General features: G+C 38.0%; 20 protein-coding genes and 1 other annotated feature. All 20 genes read right to left on the bottom strand.

Features of this window, described 5'->3' with window-relative positions; genetic code table 11:
- Nucleotides 1-3: 3 nt before the first annotated feature.
- The 20 genes from rlmB to AM499_RS16770 all read right to left on the bottom strand — a co-directional run bounded on the left by rlmB (nt 4) and on the right by AM499_RS16770 (nt 19,766).
- The gene (gene rlmB, locus AM499_RS16865) at nt 4-759 is read right to left on the bottom strand and encodes a 23S rRNA (guanosine(2251)-2'-O)-methyltransferase RlmB (RefSeq protein WP_053591296.1); all 756 of its coding nucleotides are present in this window, start codon (nt 757-759) and stop codon (nt 4-6) included.
- Complete coding sequence (locus AM499_RS16860; RefSeq protein ID WP_053591295.1) at nt 760-1,179, bottom strand: Mini-ribonuclease 3; 420 nt, start codon at nt 1,177-1,179, stop codon at nt 760-762.
- Nucleotides 1,180-1,183: 4 nt separating this feature from the next.
- On the bottom strand, nt 1,184-2,584 hold the full coding sequence (gene cysS, locus AM499_RS16855; protein WP_053591294.1) for a cysteine--tRNA ligase: 1,401 nt from the start codon (nt 2,582-2,584) through the stop codon (nt 1,184-1,186).
- Nucleotides 2,565-3,251, bottom strand: a complete 687-nt coding sequence (gene cysE / locus AM499_RS16850; protein ID WP_053591293.1) for a serine O-acetyltransferase — start codon at nt 3,249-3,251, stop codon at nt 2,565-2,567. The genes cysS and cysE overlap by 20 nt, the downstream gene beginning before the upstream one ends.
- Nucleotides 3,252-3,340: 89 nt before the next feature.
- Nucleotides 3,341-3,563 (bottom strand) — a binding site (T-box leader).
- 58 nt (nt 3,564-3,621) lie between these two features.
- A complete protein-coding gene (gene gltX / locus AM499_RS16845; RefSeq protein WP_053591292.1) occupies nt 3,622-5,085 on the bottom strand; it encodes a glutamate--tRNA ligase in 1,464 nt (487 codons plus the stop codon).
- A 138-nt stretch (nt 5,086-5,223) separates the two neighbouring features.
- The gene (gene ispF, locus AM499_RS16840; RefSeq protein ID WP_053591291.1) at nt 5,224-5,703 is read right to left on the bottom strand and encodes a 2-C-methyl-D-erythritol 2,4-cyclodiphosphate synthase; all 480 of its coding nucleotides are present in this window, start codon (nt 5,701-5,703) and stop codon (nt 5,224-5,226) included.
- Nucleotide 5,704: 1 nt separating this feature from the next.
- A complete protein-coding gene (gene ispD / locus AM499_RS16835) occupies nt 5,705-6,394 on the bottom strand; it encodes a 2-C-methyl-D-erythritol 4-phosphate cytidylyltransferase (RefSeq protein ID WP_053591290.1) in 690 nt (229 codons plus the stop codon).
- 77 nt (nt 6,395-6,471) lie between these two features.
- Nucleotides 6,472-7,560 (bottom strand): PIN/TRAM domain-containing protein, encoded by a 1,089-nt coding sequence (locus AM499_RS16830; RefSeq protein ID WP_053591289.1) that lies wholly within the window; start codon nt 7,558-7,560, stop codon nt 6,472-6,474.
- Between the two features lie 114 nt (nt 7,561-7,674).
- The gene (gene radA / locus AM499_RS16825) at nt 7,675-9,045 is read right to left on the bottom strand and encodes a DNA repair protein RadA (protein WP_053591288.1); all 1,371 of its coding nucleotides are present in this window, start codon (nt 9,043-9,045) and stop codon (nt 7,675-7,677) included.
- A 144-nt stretch (nt 9,046-9,189) separates the two neighbouring features.
- Entirely contained in the window at nt 9,190-11,640 is a 2,451-nt protein-coding gene (locus AM499_RS16820) for an ATP-dependent Clp protease ATP-binding subunit (RefSeq protein ID WP_053591287.1), read from the bottom strand.
- Nucleotides 11,637-12,731: a protein-arginine kinase McsB gene (locus AM499_RS16815; RefSeq protein ID WP_053591286.1), complete on the bottom strand. Its 1,095-nt coding sequence runs from the start codon at nt 12,729-12,731 to the stop codon at nt 11,637-11,639. The genes AM499_RS16820 and AM499_RS16815 overlap by 4 nt, the downstream gene beginning before the upstream one ends.
- A complete protein-coding gene (locus tag AM499_RS16810) occupies nt 12,721-13,266 on the bottom strand; it encodes a UvrB/UvrC motif-containing protein (protein WP_053591285.1) in 546 nt (181 codons plus the stop codon). Before AM499_RS16810 ends, AM499_RS16815 begins: the two co-directional genes overlap by 11 nt.
- A 20-nt stretch (nt 13,267-13,286) precedes the next feature.
- The gene (locus AM499_RS16805) at nt 13,287-13,754 is read right to left on the bottom strand and encodes a CtsR family transcriptional regulator (protein WP_053591284.1); all 468 of its coding nucleotides are present in this window, start codon (nt 13,752-13,754) and stop codon (nt 13,287-13,289) included.
- Between the two features lie 456 nt (nt 13,755-14,210).
- Nucleotides 14,211-14,660 carry a GNAT family N-acetyltransferase gene (locus AM499_RS16800; RefSeq protein WP_053591283.1) on the bottom strand — a complete coding sequence of 150 codons (450 nt, stop codon included), beginning with the start codon at nt 14,658-14,660 and terminating at the stop codon, nt 14,211-14,213.
- A gap of 22 nt (nt 14,661-14,682) precedes the next feature.
- Entirely contained in the window at nt 14,683-15,738 is a 1,056-nt protein-coding gene (gene rsgA / locus AM499_RS16795; protein ID WP_053591282.1) for a ribosome small subunit-dependent GTPase A, read from the bottom strand.
- Between the two features lie 325 nt (nt 15,739-16,063).
- The gene (locus AM499_RS16790; protein WP_231687482.1) at nt 16,064-17,017 is read right to left on the bottom strand and encodes an ABC transporter permease; all 954 of its coding nucleotides are present in this window, start codon (nt 17,015-17,017) and stop codon (nt 16,064-16,066) included.
- Nucleotides 16,986-17,909 (bottom strand): ABC transporter ATP-binding protein, encoded by a 924-nt coding sequence (locus AM499_RS16785; protein ID WP_053591280.1) that lies wholly within the window; start codon nt 17,907-17,909, stop codon nt 16,986-16,988. The genes AM499_RS16790 and AM499_RS16785 overlap by 32 nt, the downstream gene beginning before the upstream one ends.
- Nucleotides 17,887-18,609, bottom strand: coding sequence for an ABC transporter ATP-binding protein (locus AM499_RS16780; protein WP_053591279.1), 723 nt, complete (start codon nt 18,607-18,609; stop codon nt 17,887-17,889). The genes AM499_RS16785 and AM499_RS16780 overlap by 23 nt, the downstream gene beginning before the upstream one ends.
- On the bottom strand, nt 18,606-18,971 hold the full coding sequence (locus AM499_RS16775) for a GntR family transcriptional regulator (protein WP_442853774.1): 366 nt from the start codon (nt 18,969-18,971) through the stop codon (nt 18,606-18,608). The genes AM499_RS16780 and AM499_RS16775 overlap by 4 nt, the downstream gene beginning before the upstream one ends.
- Nucleotides 18,972-18,977: 6 nt before the next feature.
- Nucleotides 18,978-19,766 carry a hypothetical protein gene (locus tag AM499_RS16770; RefSeq protein ID WP_053591277.1) on the bottom strand — a complete coding sequence of 263 codons (789 nt, stop codon included), beginning with the start codon at nt 19,764-19,766 and terminating at the stop codon, nt 18,978-18,980.
- Nucleotides 19,767-19,819: the final 53 nt, after the last annotated feature.

Genomic DNA, 19,819 nt, shown 5'->3' with positions numbered 1-19,819 from the left:
TCCTTAAAGAGGACGTCTTACACGCAATACTTCGTATAAAAGTATAGACGCAGCAACAGACGCATTTAAACTTGTTACATGACCGACCATTGGTAAATGGTATAAGAAATCACACTTATCTTTTAATAAACGACTCATCCCTTTACCTTCACTACCAATAATAAGCGCTAATGGAAGTGTTGCATCCATATGACGATAGTCAGTGGACTTTGTAGCATCTGTCCCTGCAATCCAAACTCCACGTTCTTTTAACTCATCCACCGTTTGCGCTAGATTTCCAGCTCGATACACCGGAATATGCTCAATTGCTCCAGTAGATGCCTTAGCAACAACTGCAGTTAGTCCCACAGCACGTCTTTTTGGAATTATAATACCGTGTGCCCCAACCGCATCTGCTGTTCTCATAATAGACCCAAGATTATGTGGATCTTCGATTTCATCCAAAATTATAAAAAGAGGATCTTCTTGTTTACTTGCAGCTAATTCAAACAAATCATCCAGTTCCGCATATCGATAAGCTGCAACCGAAGCAACGATCCCTTGGTGATTGGCATCGGTCAAGTTATCTAATTTCTTTTTTGGAACGAATTGAACGATGATTCCCGCTTCCTTAGCTAATTGAATTATTTCCGAGACTCCGCTTTTTTGTATGCCTTCAGCAATCCACACTTTATTCATATCTCTTCCTGAACGTAGCGCTTCTACAACGGGGTTTTTCCCAGCGATAATTTCTCCCGTTTGTTCTGTATTCTCTGCCATTTACTTCTTCTCCCCTTTCTGTCCGTCAATAAATTCAATTGAAAATAGAAGTAATTCTTCCAACCGTTCTTTTTGCTCACTTAGATATAAGCTTCCTACTAATGCTTCAAACGCAGTACTATAATGATATGTTTGGACATCTGTATTTTTCGGTACAGTACCAGACTTTGCATTTCTACCCCTTTTTAATACCGCAAGTTCCTCTTCTGTTAGGATTTTTTTATCTAAAAGCTCGTGAACAATCGTCGCCTGTGCTTTTGCAGATACATACTTAGTTCCTTCTCTGTGCAATATGTTTGGCTTAACTCGACCAGAACGAATGAGATGCTCTCGAACGACTTGTTCGAAGACAGCATCTCCCATATAAGCTAAAGCTAACGAGTTTAATTGTTTAACATCGGATAACTTAAAGTTAGTCATAAGTTTATCCTCTTTTCCATCGGATACCTTGCGCTGTATCTTCTAAAATAATATTCATTTCTTTTAATTGATCTCTTATTTCATCTGCACGAGCAAAATTGCGATTCTTTCTCGCTTGATTTCGTTCTTCTATTAATGCATCAATTTCTTCATCCAATACTTCTTTTTCTTGTTGGAGAGAAATTCCCAATACTGTAGTCAGTTCATCAAAAATTGTTAAGAATTGCTTTAACACATTTTCAGAAGTCTGTTTTTCTAATAGATACGTATTTGCTAGCTTAGATAATTCAAAAACTGCAGCAATTCCGTTCGCTGTGTTAAAATCGTCATCCATTGCAGTGATAAATTGCTCTTTTACTTCTCCTATTTTGTGCATCCAAATATCATGATGGTCACCTAAGTCCGCTGTAGCGTCTAAGCGATGTAACACATTTGCATACGATGTACGGATACGTTCTAGGCCAGCTTCCGCTTGTTCTACTAAATCACCGGAATAGTTAATTGGGTGACGATAATGTACACTCAGCATGAATAAACGCAATACTTGTGGATCAATATTTTGACGAATATCATTTACTAAAACGAAGTTACCTAGTGATTTAGACATTTTTTCATTGTCAATATTGATGTAGCCATTATGCATCCAATATCTCGCAAATGTTTTACCTGTTCTTGCTTCTGATTGTGCAATTTCATTTTCATGATGTGGGAAAGTTAAATCTTGCCCACCAGCATGGATATCAATTGTATCACCTAGTACTTCTCGAGCCATTACCGAACATTCAATGTGCCACCCTGGACGTCCTTGGCCCCATGGGCTCTCCCAGAAAATCTCTCCTGGCTTCGCAGCTTTCCATAATGCAAAGTCTAAAGCATCTTCTTTCTTTTCACCGGCCTCGATGCGTGCACCAACTTTTAAATCATCGACCGATTGGTGAGAAAGCTTTCCATAACCTTCAAACTTTCTTGTGCGGTAGTATACATCACCTTGAGATTCATACGCATAGCCTTTTTCTTCTAACACTTTAATAAAATCTATTATTTCGGTCATGTGATCGGTCACACGAGGGTGCGAATCAGCTCGGTTGCATCCTAATGCCTCTACGTCTGCAAAATAAGCTTCAATAAAACGTTCTGTTAACTCAGAAACCTCTTCACCTAACTCATTTGCAGCTTTAATAATTTTGTCATCCACATCTGTGAAGTTGGATACGTACGTTACTTCATATCCTCGATATTGCAAATATTTTCGTACCGTATCGTATACGATCACTGGACGAGCATTCCCGATATGAATGTAGTTATATACTGTTGGTCCACAAACATACATTTTTACCTTTCCCTCTTCCATTGGTACAAAGGGTTCTTTTTCACGTTTTAATGTATTAAAAATTTGTATTGCCATGTATACTTATCTCCTTTTCCTTTTTAAGTCTTTCTACTTCTTCTTGTAAATTTTTTATTTCATACTCCATCTCTCTACATCGATCAGCGAACGGATCCGGTAAGTCTTGGTGATTCAAATCTTGATGATGTGCATTTTGCTTTACTTTCACTCCATCTTGAATTACAACTACTCCAGGTATACCAACTACTGTTGAGTTCATTGGAACATCTTTTAAAACAACAGACCCTGCTCCCACCTTACTATTTTCTCCAATTGTAATCGAACCTAACACTTTGGCACCAGTTGCTATTAATACATTATTGGCAAGCGTAGGATGTCTTTTTCCTTTTTCTTTTCCTGTACCACCCAATGTGACACCTTGATATATCGTACAATCTTCCCCTATTTCACAGGTTTCCCCGATGACAACACCCATTCCGTGGTCGATAAAAAAACGTCTTCCAATCTTCGCACCCGGGTGAATTTCAATACCAGTGAAAAATCGGCTAATTTGCGAAATAACACGTGCGAGGAAAAATAATTTCTTATTATAAAAAGCGTGTGCAATCCGATGACTCCAAATAGCATGTAAACCCGAGTATGTTAATACTACTTCCAGGATACTTGTTGCTGCAGGATCTTGTTCAAATACAACTGCTATGTCTTCTTTGATTCGCTCAAACATCCTTTTTTCTCCTTTCTTAGAAACATGTAAACGTTGTAGGAAAAGCTAAACTTTTCTTCCACAATAAAAAGCGTCCCTGTCTATAAATAGACAGAGACGCTTTGGGCGCGGTTCCACTCTGATTGAAAAGGCAAATAAAACACCCTTCCCACTTCGCATCCTTAACGCAGATGATACGTCCAGCCTACTGACATGTTCGGCATGGCACTCAGAGGTGCATTTCAGTAACTCATTGGTTCAGACCACTTTCAGCCGGTGATGGTCCTCTCTAAAGAACTTGTGTTACTTACTTCTCCTCATCCTTGCTTTTTCTAGCTTCCGTTCGGAATTTGTATCCTCATTTTCACACCTTACTAGAGGAAAGTCAATATTATTGTTTTGCGTATTTAGCCACTCGAGCAATTACATTATCTTTTCCGATAAGACTGATAGCATCTGCCAACTCAGGACCATGTGTTTGACCAGTTGTTACTACACGGATTGGCATAAATAAATTTTTCCCTTTATGGCCAGTTTCTTTTTGAACTGCTTTGATCGCAGCTTTAATTTCAGCTGCTTCAAATATTTCTAAAGTTTCTAACTTTGCTTTGAATGCAGCCATTACCTCTGAAACTTGTTCACCTGCTAACACTTCTTCCGCTTCTTCAGTATATGCAATCTCATGTTCAAAGAACTGTGATGACAATTCAACTATTTCAGCACCAAAGCTCATTTGATCGTGGTATAGAGCAATAAGCTTCGTTGCCCAAGCATGTTGTTCCTCCGATAGTTCTGCTGGAAGTAGCTCCGCCTTTTGTAAGTGTGGCAATGCTAGTTGCACTACTTTTTCAAGTGGTAATTGCTTAATATATTGATTATTCATCCACGTTAATTTTTGTTTATCAAACATGGAAGGTGATTTAGATAAACGATTCACATCAAATATTTTTATAATTTCCTCTTTAGAGAATATCTCTTCTTCCCCTTCAGGAGACCATCCTAAAAGTGCAAAGAAGTTGAACATTGCTTCAGGTAAGTAACCTAGATCTTTGTATTGCGTAACAAATTGAATAATAGACTCGTCACGTTTTGAAAGCTTTTTACGATTTTCATTAATGATTAACGTCATGTGACCGTATGCAGGATATTCCCACCCAAACGCATCAAATATCATTAATTGTTTTGGAGTGTTAGATAAATGCTCTTCCCCACGGAATACATGGGAAATTTTCATAAAGTGATCATCTAAAACTACCGCATAGTTATATGTTGGAATGCCATTTGCTTTTACAAGTACCCAGTCACCAATATCTTTGGATTCAAAAGTAACGGATCCACGAACTAAATCCTCAAATGTGTAGGTTACATTTTCAGGAACACGCATACGGATAGTATAAGGCATACCTGCATTTTCTTTTTCTTGGACTTCTGTTGCAGATAAATGACGACATTTACCGTTGTACATAGGCGCAGCTATACCGTTTGCTTTTTGCACTTCACGTTCTGCTTCTAATTCCTCTGAAGTACAGAAACATTTATACGCCTGCCCTTTTTCTAACATTTCTTCAGCATGCTTTGTATAAATATCTAGTCGTTCCATTTGACGATAAGGTGCGTATGGTCCACCAATATCAACTGACTCGTCATATTCGATACCTAACCATTTAAGATTTTCAAGCTGAGATAACTCGCCACCTTCTACATTACGTTCAATATCTGTATCCTCGATACGAACGATAAACTTCCCGTTATTGTGACGTGCAAATAAATAGTTAAATAATGCTGTTCGTGCCCCTCCGATATGTAAATACCCTGTTGGACTTGGCGCGTATCGTACGCGAACTTCTTGTGTCATTGTAAATCCTCCTAGTTTTCGTTCATATAAAGTGAAACTTCAGCTTGTGAAAGTTTCCTTTACAGATGACCTTATCTTACTATCCATAAAGCGGGATAAACTTTATTTATTCTACCACTGCTAACGTCTTTTTAAAAGTTAGTCTTTCTTTATAAGCAATATTGTCGCCATTGAAGCAATTCCTTCTTCACGTCCTGTAAATCCAAGCTTTTCTGTTGTTGTTGCCTTCACATTTACTTGGGATACATCCGCTTGAAGCAACTCCGCCACACGCACACGAATTGCCTCAATATAGGGTGCCATTTTAGGCTTTTGTGCAATAATCGTACAATCGATATTACCTAATTTGTATCCGCGAGCATCTACTAGTTTCCAAATATGCTCCAATAGCTTGGCTGAATCTGCATCTTTAAAATCAGGATCTGTATCCGGGAAATGTTTGCCGATATCCCCTTCACCAATTGCTCCAAGTGCTGCATCTGTAATCGTATGAAGCAATACATCTGCATCTGAATGTCCAATTAGTCCTCTTTCGTAAGGAATTGTAACTCCTCCAATTATTAAAGGGCGATTTTCCGCAAATTCATGTACGTCAAATCCTTGTCCAACTCGTATCATCTTATCGTTCCTCCTGCTCCATTTTATTTAAAATCACTTCACCAAAAAGGAGATCTTCTTTCGTAGTCATTTTTACATTATCGTATGTACTTTCCACGATATGTACACTTTCTCCTAAACGTTCGACTAGCATCGCTTCATCTGTCCCTAAATAGCCTTCTTCATTTGCCAAACGCTCTGCTTTTTCTAATAGCTCAAACTGAAAAGCTTGTGGTGTTTGAATAATCCATAAACTTTCTCGATCTACTGTTTCTTGAATTATACCATTTCCCACTTTTTTCATCGTATCTTTGGCGCGAACTGCCGCTACCGCTGCTCTCGATTGAGTAGCAGTTTCAACAAGCTGGTGAATAACCCCTCGTTTAATAAACGGTCTTGCTGCGTCATGTACAAGTACAATCCCTTGGCTTGGAGAAGCTTTTAAACAAGCATATACACTATGCTGACGTTCTGCTCCTCCTTCTGTAATAGCTGCTACTTTTGTAATCTCGTGTTTCAATAATAATTGTTCAATGTATGTCTGTTCCTCTTTTTTAACCGCTAACACAATGTGTTGACACATGGGGTCATTCTCAAAAACGCGCAAAGTATGTATTAAAATTGGAACATCTCTCAACTTCAAAAAAAGCTTATTCTGCCCTGCTCCCATGCGCTTCCCACTGCCTGCAGCGGGTAATAATACCGTATACATCCCCTAATTCTCTCCTCTATGTAACAATAGAAAAAGGGTGTTATCCTATTGAAAATCTAGGAAACAACCCTCCCCTATTATTTCGAGTCTTGTGGTTTAGCAAAAATCATTCGACCTGCTGAAGTTTGAAGTACACTTGTCACTTCCACATTCAACGCTTGTCCAATATATGATTTCCCACCTTCTACAACAATCATCGTACCATCGTCTAGGTAAGCAACACCTTGGTTATGCTCCTTGCCATCCTTAATTACGACTACATGCATTATTTCCCCGGGAATAACGACTGGTTTAACCGCATTTGCCAGATCATTAATGTTAAGTACCCGCACCTGATGAAGATCGCAAACTTTGTTTAAGTTGAAGTCATTCGTTACAACAATGCCATTCATCTTCTTCGCTAAACGCATAAGCTTCATGTCTACTTCTTGAATGTCTTCGAAATCATCCTCTACAATCTTTACTGCAGAAGCACGTTCTGTTTGTAATGTTTTCAATACATCTAGCCCTCGACGTCCTCTAGTTCTTTTTAATGTATCTGAAGAGTCTGCTATATGCTGTAACTCAGTTAGTACAAATTGCGGAACTACCAATATACCTTCCATAAATCCAGTTTGTGAAATATCCGCAATACGTCCATCAATTATAACGCTAGTATCAAGAAGTTTATATGTTCCAGTGATTAAACCTTGCTCTTCTTCCTCTTGAGTTTTCTTCTTAGTTCCTGATTGCTTGGTAGGAGTAAAAACTTGCAAAAGCTCATCCCGCTTTTTAAACCCTACTTGAAAACCTAAATAACCAAGTACAATAGATAAAAGCACCGGCACAACCGAGCCTATACCTGGTATAGCAATATTATTAATAGCTGTTCCAAGTAAAAATGCAACAATCAAACCAATGACGAGCCCCAATGTACCAAACAGTAAGTCACCTATAGGGGCTTTCAAAAGACGCTCTTCCATCCATCGTATGAAATTAATTAAATAGTCTGTTAAAAATAATGCTGCAACGTAAAGTATGATTGCACCGATAATAACAGATACATATGGATTATGAATCCAAGGGTTATTGGATAAATTTATAAGTTCATATAAGTGCGGTAAAAATATTAACCCTAATGTACCTCCTATTAAAATGAATGCAATTTGAATAATCCATTTTAACAAACATTCCACCTCCAGTTATCATTTATTATAACGTCAAATTTTGTTATACGTCTATTATGACTAACAGGAGCAACTAGTCACCCCTGTTAATTCATTTATAGAAACAAATATATTTTATTGAAAAGCTTCTTTCATGGCATCATTTACAGATTCAACGCCAACTACTTGAATGCCTTTCGGATAATCCCAACCTCCTATATTAGAAGCAGGGATAATTGCTCTTTTAAACCCTAATTTTGCAGCTTCCTGCACACGTTGTTCGATTCTGGATACCCTTCTAACTTCACCTGTAAGTCCAACTTCTCCTATAAAACAGTCTGTTGGGGTAACCCCTGTATCTCTAAAACTCGATACTATACTTACTAGGACGGCTAAATCGATAGCAGGTTCATCTAATTTTACACCTCCGGCAACTTTTATATAAGCATCTTGCGTTTGTAACAGTAATCCCATACGTTTTTCGAGTACTGCCATAAGCAAAGAAACTCGATTTTGATCAATACCGGTAGCCATTCGTTTTGGATAATTAAAGCTCGATTGTGTGACAAGTGCTTGAATTTCCACTAAAATCGGTCTCGTCCCTTCCATCGATGCAACAATAGCGGAACCAGCTGCTCCATGGGAGCGTTCCTGTAAAAATAGTTCGGAAGGATTCAATACTTCTTTTAATCCTTGTTGTACCATCTCAAAAATAGCAATTTCGTTGGTCGATCCAAAACGGTTCTTTTGAGAACGTAAAATACGATAAGTGTGATGGCGTTCTCCTTCAAAATATAAAACCGTATCTACCATATGTTCTAATAAACGAGGACCAGCAATTTGTCCTTCTTTTGTTACGTGCCCCACCAAAAAGATCGCTATATTCTTTGTCTTAGCAATCCGCATTAGTTCAGCCGTACATTCTCGAACCTGGGACACACTCCCAGGAGCACTCGTTACTTCCGGATGATGTACGGTTTGTATAGAGTCGACAATGACAAATCGTGGCTCTACACTTTCAATTGTTTCATTGATTAACTCTAAATTTGTCTCAGAATATATATATAGTTCCGCAGATGTGACACCAAGTCGTTCCGCTCGGAGTTTTGTTTGTCTAATAGATTCCTCACCAGATATATACAATACCCGTTCCCCTTTATTGGCAAGCAAAGCAGAGACTTGTAATAGTAAAGTAGATTTACCGATACCTGGATCACCACCGATTAATACAAGCGACCCAGGCACAATCCCACCTCCGAGTACTCGGTTCAGTTCCATAAGCTCCGTTTCAACTCGTGGCTCTTCTACTGTTTCTACCGAGATAATAGGTGTGGCTTTTTGAGCTACTCCTGTGGAATGCTGAAAAGAACGTTTAGGCCCCTTTGAAACGATTTCTAACTCTTCTACCATCGTATTCCATTCCCCACAACCAGGGCATCTTCCCATCCACTTAGCTGACTCATACCCACAAGAATTACACATAAATTTCGTTTTTCTTTTAGCCATTACTTCCTCCTATGTAAAAAAAGCATTAGCGCCTGTCACTACACCAGAAGCATTTGCATATTAGCTCAAGGGGTAATGCGCTGCCGTTATATTGAAAAAAAGGCATCCCTTACATAAAGTATGGAATGCCCATAATAATTTTTATTAACCTTCAGTAACTACTTTAGCTTTCGTGCGAACAACAAATTCATCGTTCTCTACGTCAAACACAACATGTTGACCATTGAGCACTTCGCCTTTTAGTAACTCTTCAGAAAGTCGATCTTCTACATGTTTTTGTAACGCTCTACGCAATGGGCGAGCTCCATAAGTTGGATCATATCCTTCTGTTGTAATCTTGTCTTGAGCAGCTTCCGTTAATTCAAGCTCAATACCTTGTTCTTTCAAGCGTTTCGCAAGCTGTTCTGTCATCAATGTCACGATTTGTTTTAAATGTTCTCTTTCTAGAGAGTGGAATACAATCATTTCATCTAGACGGTTTAAGAATTCAGGACGGAATGCTTTTTTCAATTCTTCTAGCATTTTACCTTTCATATCTTTATAGTCTGTTTTTCCACCTTCATTTAAGTTAAACCCAACATGCTTATTGAATTTAAGAGCATCTGCACCAACGTTTGAAGTCATAATAACAACGGTATTACGGAAATCTACTGTACGACCTTTAGAATCTGTTAAGCGTCCATCTTCTAATACTTGAAGAAGAATATTAAATACATCTGGATGCGCTTTTTCAATTTCGTCTAATAAGATAACAGAGTAAGGTTTACGGCGAACTTTTTCTGTTAACTGGCCGCCATCGTCAAATCCAACGTATCCTGGAGGTGAACCAACAAGACGAGAAGTTGAGTGTTTTTCCATGTACTCAGACATATCTACACGAATCATCGCATCTTCGTCACCAAACATTACTTCAGCTAAAGCGCGAGCAAGTTCTGTTTTCCCAACACCAGTTGGCCCAAGGAAAATAAATGAACCAATTGGACGTTTTGGGTCTTTTAAACCTGCGCGTGCTCGACGTATTGCACGAGAAATTGCATCTACCGCTTCTGATTGTCCAATTACTCTTTCATGAAGCTTTTCTTCTAATTTTAATAACTTTTCAGATTCAGTTTGTGCCAGTTTTGATACTGGAACTCCCGTCCACATAGAAACAACTGCAGCGATATCTTCTACTGTTACCTCAGATTCCTCTTTGCCTTGTTTTTCTTTCCAAGTGTCTTTCATTTTTTCTAATTCATCTTTTAGTTTTTGCTCTTTGTCACGGAAAGAAGCAGCTTTTTCAAATTCTTGACTTTGAACTGCAGCATTTTTCTCCGAACGAACCGCCTCTAATTTCGCTTCTAATTCTTTTAAATTAGGTGGTGTTGTATAAGAGCGAAGTCTTACTTTTGAGCCAGCCTCATCGATTAAATCGATTGCTTTGTCTGGTAAGAAACGATCAGAAATATAACGATCAGACATCTTCACAGCAGCCTCAACAGCTTCATCTGTAATTTTCACACGGTGATGCGCTTCATAACGATCACGCAAACCATATATAATTTGAATTGCTTCGTCAACTGATGGTTCATCCACTTGAATTGGTTGGAAACGACGCTCAAGAGCAGCATCTTTTTCAATGTATTTACGGTATTCATCTAAAGTAGTCGCACCAATACATTGAATTTCTCCACGTGCTAATGCAGGTTTAAGAATATTTGATGCATCAATTGCACCTTCTGCTCCGCCCGCTCCAATTAAAGTGTGAAGCTCATCTATGAATAGAATTACATTTCCGGCTTGGCGAATTTCATCCATCACTTTTTTCAAACGATCTTCAAATTCTCCGCGATATTTTGTACCAGCAACGACTGTACCCATATCAAGTGTCATGACACGTTTATCACGTAAAATTTCTGGCACTTCATTTTGTACTATTTGCTGCGCAAGGCCTTCAGCAATCGCTGTTTTACCTACCCCTGGCTCACCGATCAGAACAGGATTGTTTTTTGTACGACGCGCCAATATCTCAATCACGCGGGTTATTTCTTTACTACGTCCAATAACAGGATCCAGTGTACCTTCTCTTGCTATTTGAGTTAAATCGCGCGCTAATCCGTCCAATGTTGGAGTACTCGCAGGTGCAGCACTATTGCTACCGTTGCCATGTGATTGGTCTGAGCTTCCTAATAATTGGAGTACTTGCTGGCGAGCTTTGTTCAAGCTTACTCCTGCATTATTTAATACTCTCGCAGCAACCCCTTCACCTTCACGAATTAGTGCAAGTAATAGGTGCTCAGTTCCAATATAGGAATGACCTAATTTGCGAGACTCATCCACAGAAAGTTCAATCACTTTTTTCGCACGAGGAGTGTAATGAACGATTGGGCCAACTTCTTCTGTCCCTTTCCCTACTAACTCTTCAATTCCAGCTTCAATAACTTTCGGATCTACTTCGATTGCTTCAAGCGCTTTTGCTGCAATTCCGCTTCCTTCTCGTATAAGACCAAGTAATATATGTTCTGTACCAATAGATTCATGCTTTAAACGAATAGCTTCTTCTTGTGCTAGTTGTAATACTTTTTGAGATCTTTGTGTAAATCGATTAAACATCATGCAAGTTCCTCTCCTTTTGTATTCAGTTTTTCTCCCATTTGCAACCGTTCCCTTAATAACTTCGCTCGAAACATATCTCGTTCCGAAGCATTTAATGTTGTTTCAGCATACTTTTGAAGAAAACCAGGTTGCATAAACACCATACATTCATTCAAAATAGTTACATCTACGTCTTGAATAAGTCCCATATCTATTCCTAAACGTACATCTGATAAGCATTTTGCCGCTTCTTCTGTCGAAATAATTCGAGCAAAAGACAGCGTTCCTAGTGAACGGTATAGCCGATCTTCTAGTGTATTTGCAGAATGATTTAATAGTGAATTTCTTGCTTCTCTTTCTTTTTGAATAATTTGTTCGGTAATACTTTGAAGATCGGCAAGTATATCCTCTTCTGTTTTACCTAGGGTCGTCTGATTGGACACTTGATAAACATTGCCGAGCGCTTCGCTACCCTCACCGTATATACCCCTTACAACCATTCCTAGTCTTGAAATGATTGTAATGATTCGGTTCATTTGTTTTGTCATTGTCAAAGCTGGCAAATGCATCATAACGGATGCTCGTAAGCCTGTTCCCGTATTTGTTGGACAACTTGTTAAATAGCCAAATTGTTCATCAAACGCATATGGCAACTCTTTTTCTAATAATCGATCAATCTTATCAGCTTGATTGTATGCTTCTTGTATTTGTAGTCCTGGAAACAAGCATTGAATTCGGATATGATCTTCTTCATTGACCATTACACTGACAGACTCATCATCCGATAGTAATACAGACCCTGTTTTTGGTGAATTGGCGAGTTTCGGACTAATTAAATGCTTTTCTACTAAAACTTGACGGCTTAACTCAGATAAATCTTTTATTTGAATTGAAGTAAAATTTGCATGCAACTCTTCATTTGCATCTAATAAAGTAGCCGAAACGGATTGGTCAATTTTATGCGCTTCGTCTTCGGTAAATGCAAGTGGAAAGCGAAAGCCATTTAAGTTTCTAGCTAAGCGTATTCTAGTACTCATGACTATATCTGAATGCTCTCCATTCCCCGCCATCCAGCTTGATGGAGAATTGTCTAAAAAGCGTTCAATCGACATGTGTTTCGTCACCTCCCGTGGCAAGCTTACTTTCGAGTTCTCTTACCTCGTCTCTTAACTTAGCAGCTTCCTCGAAACGTTCTGTTTCAATAGCATCTTTCATTTGCAAACGAATAGCTTCAATTTTCTTCTTTATCTCTAGTATCTCTCCAAGAGCTCCTGGCGCCTTACCAACATGCGTAGTATTACCGTTATGCAATCGTTTAAATACATTGGGCAGTTGTTTTCTAAAGCTATCGTAGCAAGAAGCACAACCAAACTTCCCTTCATCTAGAAAACGTTGGATGGACCAACCGCATTCATCACAAACTAATTGTGGTTTACTTTGTTTCTGGTGTACCGGCTGCTGATCTGCATGGCTGAACCAGTTGGACAGCAGCTGATGTAGGGAGAGTGGATCCTGTTTATACTCTACGTAAAACGGGTGGAGACTATTAGCGCAGACCTCACAATAATGTCTCTCAAAGTGTTCACCGTTATGCACTTGTGTAACCGTTACTTTCGCTGGTCTTTGTTTACAATTTTCACAAATCACTTTTCAACACCCCGTTTAATTCACTTTTTTTCATATTTTATCGTTAATAACATGGCTCTTAAAATACGAGATCTCAATTCATCTCTTGCAGGAAGCGGAATCGAAAGAGTCGTACGATCCATCGCCGCTAAAATAAGTTTTGCTTCTCGTTTTGTAATGACTTCTTCATCGATTAATCGAAATACAATATCTTCCGTCATCGACTCAGATGCACCATTTTGTAAGCTTTGTATTATATGCTCAATCAAATCAGCCTTGTTATGCGCACGTACGCGGAGAATTCGAATATATCCCCCACCACCACGCTTACTTTCTACTAAATAACCGCGATCTTGGGTAAATCGAGTATTAATCACATAGTTTATTTGTGATGGAACACATTGAAACTTTTCAGCAATTTCGCTTCTTTTTATTTCAATTTGCCCCTTACTCTCTTCTTCTATAATTGACTTCAAATAACCTTCAATAATGTCAGATATATTTTTCATCTTCTCACCTCTTCTCGCAAACTGACTTTGACTAACTTTGACTATATTATAACGAGAAATATTTAGATGTGCAATTGATACGATTCGTATCAAAAACAACAAAAAAACTACTAACCGGATTGGTTAGTAGTTAGGATGCGGACAAGTTCAAATTTCGAAGGTGTCACTTCAGACTGACTTGAAAACGCTTGTCAGTCGAGGCTACCTAAGGTCGCGACATCCATGTCGCAACGGTCGCATGACCCACTTCGTGTTGGCCCGCGCGCCAGCAAAGGCACTTTGCGACGAGCTCGCGCAGGAGCACCGAGGCGGAAGCGAATAGAACTTAGGTTCATGAGCTTACAACGAGGTGCCAGCAACGAAGAATGAAAGCGTTTGTCAACAGTCTGAAACTACTAACCGGATTGGTTAGTAGTTAGGTTGTATCAAAGCCACGACTTATATTCCATAAATATTTCACTTGTAAATTAACTGTGTAATAAAGAAGTTCGGTTCTATTTCAATATCATTTATTTTATTGAATCCAAAACGTTCGTATAGCTGAATAGCAGGGGTATTTTTTGCTCCAGTTGAAACTTCAACTCGCTGATTTTCTTTTTTGATTTCTAACACATGCTTTAATAATGCGGATGCAATTCCTTTACGAAAAAAGTTCGGATGTACAACGAGTCTGCAAATATCTATAAGTTCGTCAGTGTTCATAAATGATATAAAGCCGGTCAACTGCATCTCTTCATAATATCCGATAAAAATTTCCTTTGACATAATTATGTCATGAATAGAATCCTGAAGCTGAGGAATTCCATCAAATTCTATCAGCTCTGCCTCAATTTTATAAGCAAGTAGTTGAATTTCTAAAATCTCCTCAGCAACTTTTTCCTCTTGGTGAAAAAGGATCTGTATCACATTAAAACTCCTTTAAAAGCAATCAATTTTTCTTCTTATGATTACTTCTTTGTATTTTCGTTACTTGCTTCCATTTATCTCGTTCTACTTTTCGAGCTACGATATCATTTTTCCTTTCGATATGTGCAAGCTCTCTTAATAGTTTAACATAGCTTTTATATCGGTCTTCTTTTAGGGAGCCCGTCGAAATTGCTTCTCGTATTGCACATCCTGGCTCTTTTTGATGTTTACAATCACGGAAGCGGCATTCATCTGCCAATTCTTCAATATCTTTAAAACTTGCACTTACACCTTCACTACTTTCCCATAGCTGGAATTCTCTCATCCCGGGTGTGTCTATTAGAAGGCCACCACTCGGAAGCAATGACAATTCTCGGTGTGTAGTTGTATGGCGGCCCTTACTATCATCTTCCCTAATGTCGCTAACTGCCATTACTTCTTCTCCAGATAAAGCATTTATTAAAGAAGATTTACCCACACCAGAGGATCCTAATAGAGCTCCTGTTTTACCATCTGAAAGCAGTAAGGAAAGTTCGTCTATTCCTTCACCATTGACGCTACTCACGGCAAAAATATCTACTCCAAAAGCTACAGATTCCACTTCATTTATATAATAGGCCAGGTCATCACAAGTATCCTTTTTTGTAAGTACTACAACCGGTGTAGCACCTGAATCCCACGCTGCCAATAGATAACGCTCTAATCTTCGGACATTGAAATCGTGATTGAGTGACATTACAAGAAATACATAATCCACATTAACCGCGATTAATTGAATATCCGTTGTCATGCCCGCCATTTTTCTGGAAAACTGCGAAATACGTGGAAGCACTTCTTGAATGATTCCTTTTTCTTCGCCAGGCATTTGCTCAAGTACGACCCAATCACCAACTGCTGGAAATGCCTCTCGATCATGATCAAATTTAAATTTTCCAGATAGAGAACATAGCCATTCCCCTTCATTTGTAACTACACGATATAAATTTTTGTGTTCTAGTAACACACGGCCCGCAATTCCTTTTACCGTGATTTTTTCTTCCCATTTATTCGTCCAACCATATTTTTCAATTAAATTCAATTTTGCTTCCTCCTAATTTTAAAAGCGCTAGTCGCTCGTCAATCGGCGACTAGAGCTAGACAATAAAAAAAACCATGACTGCACGAATCAGCAATCATGGTTTCCCGGTCATTAGTAAAGAAGCGCATCAAAAAGTTTACGAAAAATATTTGCAGTGTTGAATGCAAATGAAAAGCATATTCGTTTTACAATTAGAAACACATAGAGTGGGACATCATGAACTTACCGATTCGTTGATTTGTATATACACTTGCCATAATGCCTCACTCCTTTCCTTAAGTTATTTTCAGAATACAATAAGAATTACTAATATGTCAATAACATTTTATGCAGTTACATCGCGTTTCGTGAATGACCAGTAACTGATAACTAGAAAAACTAGCACATATATCAAAATTACGGTGATTGAAAATGACATAGTTGACCCTTCTATCATCGGTTGAGCGTTACCTATATATTGGGTTAAATCAGTATTCGCAAACAATATATACTTTGGAAACTCAAATTTCAGCGACAACATATAAGTTATATTTACACCCATAAACATAAGGAAAATAGATATCCCAATTGCAAGAGAACTCGAACGAAATACGGAGCCAATCATAAATGCAAGCGCTCCGATTACAAAAACATCTATAAGCGACAGTCCAATTAACAAGAAAAGTCTCCCCCAGAAAGAAACCTCCACTATTTGACCATTTAGTACTTCTAAACTTGTTCCAGGAACAGAATCAAAGAAAATATACGCTCCAATTACTCCAAAAGTCAGCATTATTCCAGACAAAACAATGGCAAATATCCCAACAGTCAAAAGTTTGGAAGTTAGAATCTTCCACCTTTTCACCGGTCTTGTTAATAGCATTTTGATCGTCCCTTGAGAAAACTCCGATGCTACAATTCCAGCAGCAACAATTACCGTAAATAGAGTAATGAACGAAATATAACCAGGTACTGAATTAATAAATCCGGTTACACTATTTTTACTAACTGGGGCAACATCATGCTCCAATCGATGTTTCTCAATTGCCAATTGGTCTCCTATTCTTTCTTTTTCATCACTAGGCAAATTGGGAACAGCCATTTGCTCTTCCAAAGACTTAATTTGAGTTTGTGAAACTTGCTTCCAATTATCCGTAGACCCCATTTGACTATCCATCCACTTTGCCATGCCTGCAGACCCTATCATTAATACCGCTATGAGCACTACCATTACCCAAGTAGATTTTTTACTCCAAAGCTTTAGCCACTCATTTTTTATGAGATTCAGCAATTTGCCCACCTCCTGTCATTTCTAAAAATTGATCTTCTAATGTTTTTCTATGTGGATGCACGTCATAAATTTGCAAACCGTTTGATACCATTTCTTCAACTAAAGAAGGTACTTCGCTCGTTTCTATTGGAAGTAGATAGCCATTTTCATAAGCATCAGCATTTAGGTTTTTAGAAGCAAAGAATGCTAGTGCCTGCTCCTTTGGAGTAGCTTCCACATAATAATGCGATTCTTGTTCTCCCTTTACTTCTTTAATAGAAATTAGTTTTCCATTTTGAATGACAGCAATTCTATCACACATTAATTCTATTTCAGCTAATAAGTGACTAGAAACAAAAATAGAAACGCCATCTTCTAAAGCTATTTTACGTAAATACATACGGAATTCACGTATTCCAGCTGGATCTAACCCATTTGTAGGCTCATCTAATATCAAGAATTTCGGTCGATGCAAAAGTGCCTGGGCAAGACCTAGGCGTTGACGCATACCGAGTGAATAAGTGGATACTTTCTCATGAATTCTATTTTGAAGGCCTACTTGAGCAATTACTTCGTCTATTCGATCTTTTGTTACATTTTTGTTCATTCGCGCAAAATGAACTAAATTTTTATAACCACTCATAAACTTATACATTTCCGGATTTTCAACTATTACACCGACTTTGCTCATCGACTCTTCAAAATTTGTTGAAATTGCTTGCCCATCAATGTAAACCTCTCCAGATGTAGGCTTCATGAGTCCTGTCATCATTCGAATGGTCGTTGTTTTACCAGCTCCATTTGGACCTAAAAATCCAGTAATTTGACCTGGCAACAAATCTAAACTAAGATCATCAATAATTTTCTTTTTCCCAATTACTTTCGTTACATTTTGAAGTTTAACTATTGGCTTTGTTTCCATCGATCTCACCTTCCCTGAATAAACGTGTCATCCACGTCGTAATATCTATTCTTTGTATCTCACGAATAGCTTCCACTGACTCATTAGCAATAATAGTCCCATTACGTAATACGACGATATCATCTAAAATAGGCTCCACATCTTTTAACTCGTGCGTAGATAAAATTATTGTTTGTGATTCCGTATCTACAAATTGGATGAATCCTTTAATGATCGATTGTCTCACCATAGGATCTAAGCCAGATAGCGGTTCATCTAACAGATAGTAATCCACTTCTCTCCCAAGAGTTGCAGCGATTTTAGCACGACCTCTGTTCCCTTTTGAAAGCTTTTTCAGCGATGCATTCAAATCAACCTCTAAAAATTGTGCCACTATACATGCTTTATTGTAGTTAAAATCAGTAAACTGCGAATCATAGTATCGAAATAATTGTTTAACTGTAAAATATGGATAAATCTCATCTGCATCAGGCAGATACGCTACATAATTTGCAGTTTTATGTGAAACATTTACCCCATCAAGTGTAACCTTTCCATGTTGTGGCAACGCAACTCCTGACATCATTTTTAATAATGTAGACTTTCCGCTACCGTTCTCTCCTACCAAACCAATTATCCGACCTTTTGGAAAAGTTACAGTAACATTCTTAACCGCTTCTTTTTTCCCGTATTTTCTTGTAACTTCATTTAACTGAATCATTCATTTTCACCCTTGCCCCTTTTCGATAGCTGAACAATCACTTCTTGTTCAGTAAACCCAAAAGACTCCATTTGATGTATAAAGTTTGTTACTAAACTCTTCATCATTTCTTCTCTAAGTACTTCTAATCGCTTTATATCCTCTGTCACAAATGTCCCCTGCCCTCGCTTAGTTTCTGTAAGGTGCATCAGTTCCAATTCTTTATACACCCTTTGCATCGTGTTTGCATTGACGCCAAATTCTAGTGCATATTCTCGAACAGAAGGTAAACGATCCCCTGGCTTTACGTTTCCCTTCAATAAATCCCCAAAAATTCTTTCCATAATTTGTTGATATATTGGTTTATCAGGTAAAAAGTCCATTATCATTTATCCTCTCACTTTCTTATCAAAAGCATATACGGAGACAATAAATAAACATGTAAAAAAGAGGATCTCAAATACTATTTCACCCATAAAAATGTTATTGCTTACTTGGTAAGTCATATAGAAATCTTTAGAAGACACTTCACCTAGACTCATTTCAGGAAGATTTACTTCTCCGTAGTCAGTTAATGTTTTGTAGATATTGGACTCCACAAATTTAGAGTAATTATGAAAACCAAAAAAATATAAAATGACTGCTATAACGTTTGAAAAGGCAACATTGATTGGGCGTATCAAACGTGCAACAACCCACATAGCAAAAATACCAATGGTGAATGTAATCGTTGAAAATAAAACTGCGATGATCAGTCCGATTTCTAATTTCATCACAGTAGAAATTGGTATTACGTTAAATTCCGAAAACAACAAACTTGCTATTGTAGTCACTACACCACTGCAAGCTAGCGACAATAGAGTAAACAGCGACACAGAAAATAATTTTGCTCCAACTAATTTAAACGAAGATGCTGGAGTATGAAACCAAATATCTGGTCTTTTCATGTCTCGTTCTAAACTTGAAAAAAATAAAAATAACATTCCCATAACATGAAAAAAACCCAAGATGGCTGATACTATGAGAACATGTATACCAAAATTTTGTTCTACATTAAATATTCTTTGAATTAATAATGGTCCTACTAATATCCCAAGCGTACCTACAATGATTGCTAAGTAAACAAATGTTTTATAAATGATCCACTCTTTCCAAAGCAATCCTTTCCATTGACTCATTTTTTTCCTCCCCAGTCTTAGTGTACTAGTTACATAATACACTAGTAGTAAAA

This window comes from Bacillus sp. FJAT-22090 (genome assembly GCF_001278755.1).
Lineage (GTDB): Bacteria > Bacillota > Bacilli > Bacillales_A > Planococcaceae > Psychrobacillus.
This window is presented reverse-complemented; position numbering and strand designations above follow the sequence as displayed.